The organism is uncultured Abyssibacter sp. (assembly GCF_964000955.1).
GTDB lineage: Bacteria > Pseudomonadota > Gammaproteobacteria > Nevskiales > OUC007 > Abyssibacter.
In genome coordinates, this window is sequence record NZ_CAXFCL010000236.1 from 1 (window position 1) to 6,256 (window position 6,256).

Here is a 6,256-nt window from a genome sequence, read left to right on the forward strand (position 1 = left end):
CCCAGCGTGCGTCCGGCCTCACCGGCCAGCAGCGCCTCGAGAATGTCATCCTTCAGCACATAGCCGGTCATGTGATCGGTAGAGCCATCCACGTAGCAGGGAATCCGCGAAAACCGCAGCGAGTCCACGGATGCGTGGAAGGCCTCGACGGTCATCTCCTCCGGCGCCGCGACGACCACCACCCGGGGCGTCATGACATCCCGCGCGGTGATATCCCGAAAGCGCAGCAGGTTCTTGATGATGCTGGACTCGGAGGCATGCAGGGCTCCCTGCTCCTGAACGATGTCCGTCATCGCCAGAAAGTCATTGCGGGACAGCACGCTCTTGTGCTCCTCGCTCTTCAGCCGGCGCGTGATGATCTGGCTCAGCCACACCAGCGGCGCCATCACGCCGCCAATGAACTGCAGCGACCGGACGGTGAACGGGGCAAGCCGCTGCCAGTGCGTGGCTCCGATGGTCTTCGGGATGATCTCGGAGAGCACCAGGATGCCCAGCGTCATCGCCCCGGGCACCACCAGCACCGTGATGATCGGATTGGCATCCGCCCACAGCTTCGCGGCCTGATCGCCGACACCGATTGCACCCACCGTGTGGGCGATGGTGTTCAGCGTGAGAATCGCCGCCAGCGGCTTGTCGATATTGTCCTTGAAGATTCGCAGCTGCCGGCCGATCGCCGTGCCCTGCTCCTCCTGAATGCGGCTGTATGCGGGCGTGACGCTGAGCAGCACCGCCTCCCACATGGAGCAGAGAAACGAGAAGACGATGGAAACCAGGAAGAAGACAATCAGCAGGGACAGCATGGAGTGAGCGCAGAGACCTGTCAGGAGAAGGTGTAACGATGCCGGTCGCCGGCGCCCGCGTCACCTTGTCGTCGCAAATCGCCAGACCAGACAGTGATTGTTCGCCGGCATCGGGCAGTGCTCGACCAGACCCAGACCGCTTGCCCGTGCCAGCTCATCGACACGCTCCAGGTCGCGCAAGCCCATGTCCGGATCACGCTGGCGCAGGCTGTCGTCAAACCGCGCGTCCGACTCGGCGACAAAGTCGCCACCGACACGAAACGGACCGTAGACGATCAACGATCCGTCGGGCTCCAGCACGTCGGCGATCCGCCGGAACACGCCCTGTACGCCAGCCCAGGGCATGATGTGAAAGCTGTTGGCGGTAAAGACCGCATCGAAACGCCCGGGCGGCCACTGCCCTTCCAGGGCATCCAGCGGAACCGGCGCGGGCAGCCGCCGCCCATCGCCATCAGCCAGCCACTGGCGTATGCCCGCCAGCCGGTCCGGCAGATCCGAACACTGCCAGCGCAACTCGGGCAGTTGCTGCGTGAAATGCAGCGCGTGCTGGCCGGTCCCGCTGGCAATCTCCAGCACGCGCTCACCGCCGCCCAGATGACGTCGCAGCACATCGAGGATCGGTGCCTGGTTCCGTTCGCAGGCCGGCGCGAACGGCCGGACAGGATCCGCCGGGGCGCTCATCAGTCCTTCAGGGTGAAACCGACTTTCATCTTGACCTGCCAGTGACCGACATCGCCGTCGTTGATCCAGCCTCGCAGCTCATCGACCTCGAACCACTTCAGCTCGTCGACGTTCTTCGACGCCCGCTTGATCCCGGTGCGCACGGCATCCTCGATCCCGGTCTTGGATGACCCGACAATCTCGATCACTTTGTAGGTGTGGTCGCCTTCCATTGGGGGACTCCTGATCTCAGTGGAATCCCACCCTAACGCGCAGCCGGCCCGGACCCCAAGAACATGGATGGGTCCGCGCTGCGTCCGCCGACGTTCAGGGTGCCTTCGGCGGACGCGAGGCCAGGTAGGTCTCGCCGGGATCGGTCTGGTGGGAGACCCCGGTCGGGTCGGTCAGATCAATCTCGATGCCGTTGTCACCGGGCGTCGACGGGGTGCGGTAGACCCGCACCAGCTCGCTGGGCTCCGGCCGCTCCGGCGCATCGACGACGGCGTCGGTGCCGATGTGATACCACTCGCCGGTCGCGTAGTCCGGCGCCAGGTCCAGCAGAATCCAGCCCTTCTGTTCCAGGTTGACCCATTGCAGGTGCCGGTTGGTCGTCCGCAGGACATTCGGCAGCTCTCCGGGAATGGGCAAACCCGGTGACGTCACCGAAGGACCCACGAACTCCACCGCGATCGGCGTCGGCGCCGGCAACGCGTCGGGATTGGGCGAGACATTGAAGGCCCACGATGTATGGATGTCGCCGGTGATCACGACCACGTTGTCCACCGCGGATGCCTCGGAATTGTCCGACCCGTCCGGGTTGTTGCCCTGGAGCACCTCGTACAGGCGTTCCTGGCTGGTCGGATAACCATCCCAGGCATCGGTGTTCAGATACGTCGGCGGAACGGCGACCGCGCCCGGCGTCACGCGCAACTGGGACAGAATCAGCTGATTGCCCAGAATCTTCCACTTGGCCGTGGAGTTGCGAAGCTGGTCATGCAGCCAGGCCTCCTGATCCGGACCCAGGATGTCGCGGTGCGCCGTGGTGTCCCCGCACAGCGGATCCTCGCTCATGTACTGGCGGACAGCCTCACGCTGGAACGGCACGCCGGCGTCGGATTCGTCGTCTCGACCCCACAGACGGGTGTCGATCATGATGATGTCGGCGAATTGGCCGGCGGAGTACTTGCGCCAGGTCTTGCCCAGACTGGGCGCGAACAGCTGGCCCGCCGCGACCACGTCATCGGCCACCGGGCGAATCGGCATCCATTCGAAGTAGGCCTGGATACCGAAGCTCTTGCGCTCGTACCAGTTGCCCTCGCCGCCTTCCTCGATCGGTCCCTCGGTGTGGTTGTTCGCGGTACAGCGGCGCGAGTTGTCGGTGGTTTCGTGATCATCCCAGACGGTGATCCAGGTGAACTGACGGTGCAGCTCGGCGAGATCGGCCTCCGCCTTGTGCAAGGCATGGCGGCGACGGTAGTCGTCCAGCGTCAGCATCTCGCCGGGCGGATCGACATCACGGGTATCACCGTATTCGCCGTTGCCGTATTCGTAGATGTAGTCACCCAGGTGGATGATCAGATCGATGTCATTGCGGTCGGCGATCTCCTTGTAGACGTGGAAATAGCCATGGGGATAGTTCGAGCAGGACACCACCGCGATCCGCAGCCGGTGCTCCGTATCGGCATCCCAGTCCGGCAGGGTCTGCGCACGCCCGACCACCGAGTCGTAACCTAGCGCGCTGAACCGATAGTAGTACGCCGTGTAGGGCTCCAGACTGGTGGCGTCGACCTTGACGCAGTAGTCGTTCGGCTCGCTTGCCATCGCCGAGCCCGCCGTCACCAGATCCGTCAGCTCGGGGTCGCGGTAGACGGCCCAACTCACCGTGACGTCACCGGAGATGAAGTTGCCATCCGCGTCGGTCGGCGTCACCCGCGTCCACAGCAGCAGGCTGTCGCTGGTCGGATCTCCGCTGGCCAGGCCGTGCTTGAACGGATCCTGCAACTCGACACCCGGCATGGTCACCCGGTTCGCCGGCGTCGATGACCGGCCGCAGCCGGCAACGCCCAACACGGTGCCAGCGGCACCCACAGCCGCCGTCGAGCGCAGAAACTCCCGACGGTTCAATCCGCGATCAGATGGCATAACGCCCTCCCCAGTATTCAGCCGATCAGTATGACCGGTCTTGTTGTCATTTCTGTGTCATCGTCCGGCAGGCGCCTCGATCACCTCTCCGGAACTTGCCTTTCGTCGCAAGTGTCTCCATAAAGGCCGAGTTGGCGATGCCGACCCCATTTTCCACAAGGAACGCTTGCTGATGCATTCTTCTTACGACATTGCGGCCTCCCGGCCCCAATCCGCGCTGCAGACCAACAAGGTCCTGCGCAATACCTACATGCTGCTGTCGATGACCCTGCTGTTCAGCGCGGTCATGGCCGGCATCTCGATGGCCGTCAACGTCCCCTACGGTGCGGCGCTGCTGTGCTCGCTGGGCGCGCTGGGCATCATCTGGTTCGTGATCCCGCGCACCGCGAATTCATCCAACGGGCTGATCGCGGTCTTCGCCTTCACCGGCCTGCTCGGCTTCGGCCTGGGCCCCGTGCTCAACATGTACATGACTGGTCTGACCAACGGACCACAGATCGTGATGATGGCGCTGGGCCTGACCGGCTTCACCTTCGTCGGGCTTTCCGCCTACGCGGTGACGACCAAGAAGGACTTCAGCTTCATGGGCCACATGCTCATGGCCGGCATCATGGTCGCCTTCGTCGCCAGCATCGGCGTGCTGGTCGCCTCGCTGTTCGGCTTCTACTGGCAGCCGCTGGGTCTGGCGATCTCCGCGCTGTTCACCATCCTGATGTGCGGCCTGATCCTGTACCAGACCGGCGAGATCATGAACGGTGGCGAGACCAACTACATCCTGGCCACGACGACGCTTTATCTGTCGATCTACAACCTGTTCACCAGCCTGCTCCACATTCTCGGCGTGAGCATGGGCGAGGACTGAACCCCGCCAGGTTCGAACACAAGACGGCCGCCTTCGGGCGGCCGTTTTCGTTGGCCAGCAACGTTCTACGGCGAACCGGCCACCAGACGACGACGCAAGGCGGGATAGAAGATCAGCAACGCCGCCGCGCGCAGTACGACATAGCAGACGAACGCGGCCCACAAGCCCGCATTGCCGGCCGCCGCGCTCCACCACATCGCCAGCAGCAGAAACCCGCCGGCCGACAGCAGCGACGCGTTGCGCATCTGCGCCGTCGCCGTCATCCCGATGAAAATCCCGTCCAGCTGGAAGGCGCCGAACGACAGCGCCACGTAGGCGATCGCCCAGGGCAGGAACTGAGCGGCAACCGCCCGAACGGCCTCCAGGTCCGTGAGGACATGAACAATCGGAGCACCGAACATCCACAGGCCGCCGGCAAGCGCGCAGGCCGTGCCGAACGCCAGTACCGTCGAGCGGCGCACGGTCAGATCGAAGCTGCGCGGATCGCGCCGCCCGTAGGCCGCGCCGATCTGCGACTCGGCGGCGAACGCAAAGCCGTCAAGAAAGTAGGCGCTGAAGGTCACGAATTGCAGCAGGACGTGATTGGCCGCCAGCACCTGATCACCGAACACCGCGCCGGCATTGGTGAACCACGCGAAGCAGACCAGCATCAGCAACGTGCGGATCATGATGTCGCGATTGGCCTTGAGCGTGCTCACCAGCGCCGCGGATCGGCGAATGCGCGACCAGGGCCAGAATGGCTCGGCATCGATACGCTCGTCGCGAAACCCGCGCAGCAACAGCCAGCCGCCCAGACCGAACGCCAGCCATTCGGAGACGGCGGTGCCCAGTGCGACCCCCTCGACGCCCCACTCCAGCACGCCGGCCAGCAACACATCCAGGACGATATTCAGCGCATTCATCGCCAGCTGAATCAGCATCAGCGTCCGGCTGTGCCCCCGACCGATCAGCGATCCGCAGACGACGAACAACCCCAGCGCGGCAGGTACGCCCCAGAGACGGATCGACAGATAGGCCGCGGCGCCGGCTTCCACCGACGCGCTGGCGTCAAACATCGACAGGATCAGCCGAACCAGGGGCCACTGAAGCGCCAGCACCATGCCCGCCAGCAGCCACCCGAGCAGCAGGTTGCGCATGAAACACGCCCGAATCTCCGCCGTGTCCCGGGTCCCGGCCGCCTGCGCGGTGAACCCGGTCGTGCCCATGCGCAGAAAGCCGAATCCCCAGTAGATCAGGCTGAAGATCAGCGAACCCAGCGCGATGGCGCCCAGATCGGCCACGCGACCAAGATTGCCGATCACGGCGGTATCGATCAGCCCCAGCAGCGGCGCGGCGACATTGGCCAGAACAATGGGCCAGGCGATCGCGAACAAACGGCGATAGCTCGGCGCGGGAACGGAGCCGGACGACTCGACTCGAACGGTCATTTCAGACGATCAGCGGGATGCGGCCGGGCAGCGTAACGATTCGTCACGTCGACGTCTCGCGAGCCGTCCGACGGCGCTCGCGGGACCGTCCTACGACCACGGGCGGGGGCGACTGACGCCACCCCTGCGCACAAACCAACAATCACCGGCATAATTGTTGGATAGTGCGTCGTCCGGTGATCGCCGGGACGATGACAAGCACGCGTGCGGGCTTGGACCGGGCGGCCCGACCAACGTGCGACACGAACAACGAGACGACGCCTGGCCAGATTCGAGAGACGACTTATGTTGTTCAGCCTGCAAGTCCTTTTCTACCGCTTCTACATGTTCCTGCTGAAGACCTCGATACGGATTCTTCCGTTTCG

At 64.3% G+C, this 6,256-nt stretch carries 6 protein-coding genes; 1 reads left to right on the plus strand and 5 read right to left on the minus strand.

Annotation, left to right across the window (positions count from 1 at the left end; translation table 11 throughout):
• The 4 genes from ABNS06_RS11520 to ABNS06_RS11535 form a co-directional block, all read right to left on the minus strand.
• A partial coding sequence (locus ABNS06_RS11520) for a CNNM domain-containing protein (protein WP_348674745.1) occupies window positions 1-800 on the minus strand: 800 nt, incomplete at its 3' end.
• A 60-nt stretch (window positions 801-860) separates the two neighbouring features.
• Complete coding sequence (locus tag ABNS06_RS11525) at window positions 861-1,481, minus strand: DUF938 domain-containing protein (protein WP_348674746.1); 621 nt, start codon at window positions 1,479-1,481, stop codon at window positions 861-863.
• A complete protein-coding gene (locus ABNS06_RS11530; RefSeq protein ID WP_348674747.1) occupies window positions 1,481-1,693 on the minus strand; it encodes a dodecin in 213 nt (70 codons plus the stop codon). Before ABNS06_RS11530 ends, ABNS06_RS11525 begins: the two co-directional genes overlap by 1 nt.
• 94 nt (window positions 1,694-1,787) lie before the next feature.
• Window positions 1,788-3,602 (minus strand): alkaline phosphatase D family protein, encoded by a 1,815-nt coding sequence (locus tag ABNS06_RS11535; protein WP_348674748.1) that lies wholly within the window; start codon window positions 3,600-3,602, stop codon window positions 1,788-1,790.
• A gap of 172 nt (window positions 3,603-3,774) precedes the next feature.
• Between ABNS06_RS11535 and ABNS06_RS11540 the strand changes: the two genes are divergently transcribed.
• On the plus strand, window positions 3,775-4,464 hold the full coding sequence (locus ABNS06_RS11540; RefSeq protein WP_348674749.1) for a Bax inhibitor-1/YccA family protein: 690 nt from the start codon (window positions 3,775-3,777) through the stop codon (window positions 4,462-4,464).
• 65 nt (window positions 4,465-4,529) lie between these two features.
• On the opposite strand, the gene ABNS06_RS11545 is transcribed toward ABNS06_RS11540, so the two are convergent.
• Window positions 4,530-5,891, minus strand: coding sequence for an MATE family efflux transporter (locus ABNS06_RS11545; RefSeq protein WP_348674750.1), 1,362 nt, complete (start codon window positions 5,889-5,891; stop codon window positions 4,530-4,532).
• Between the last annotated feature and the right edge of the window lie 365 nt (window positions 5,892-6,256).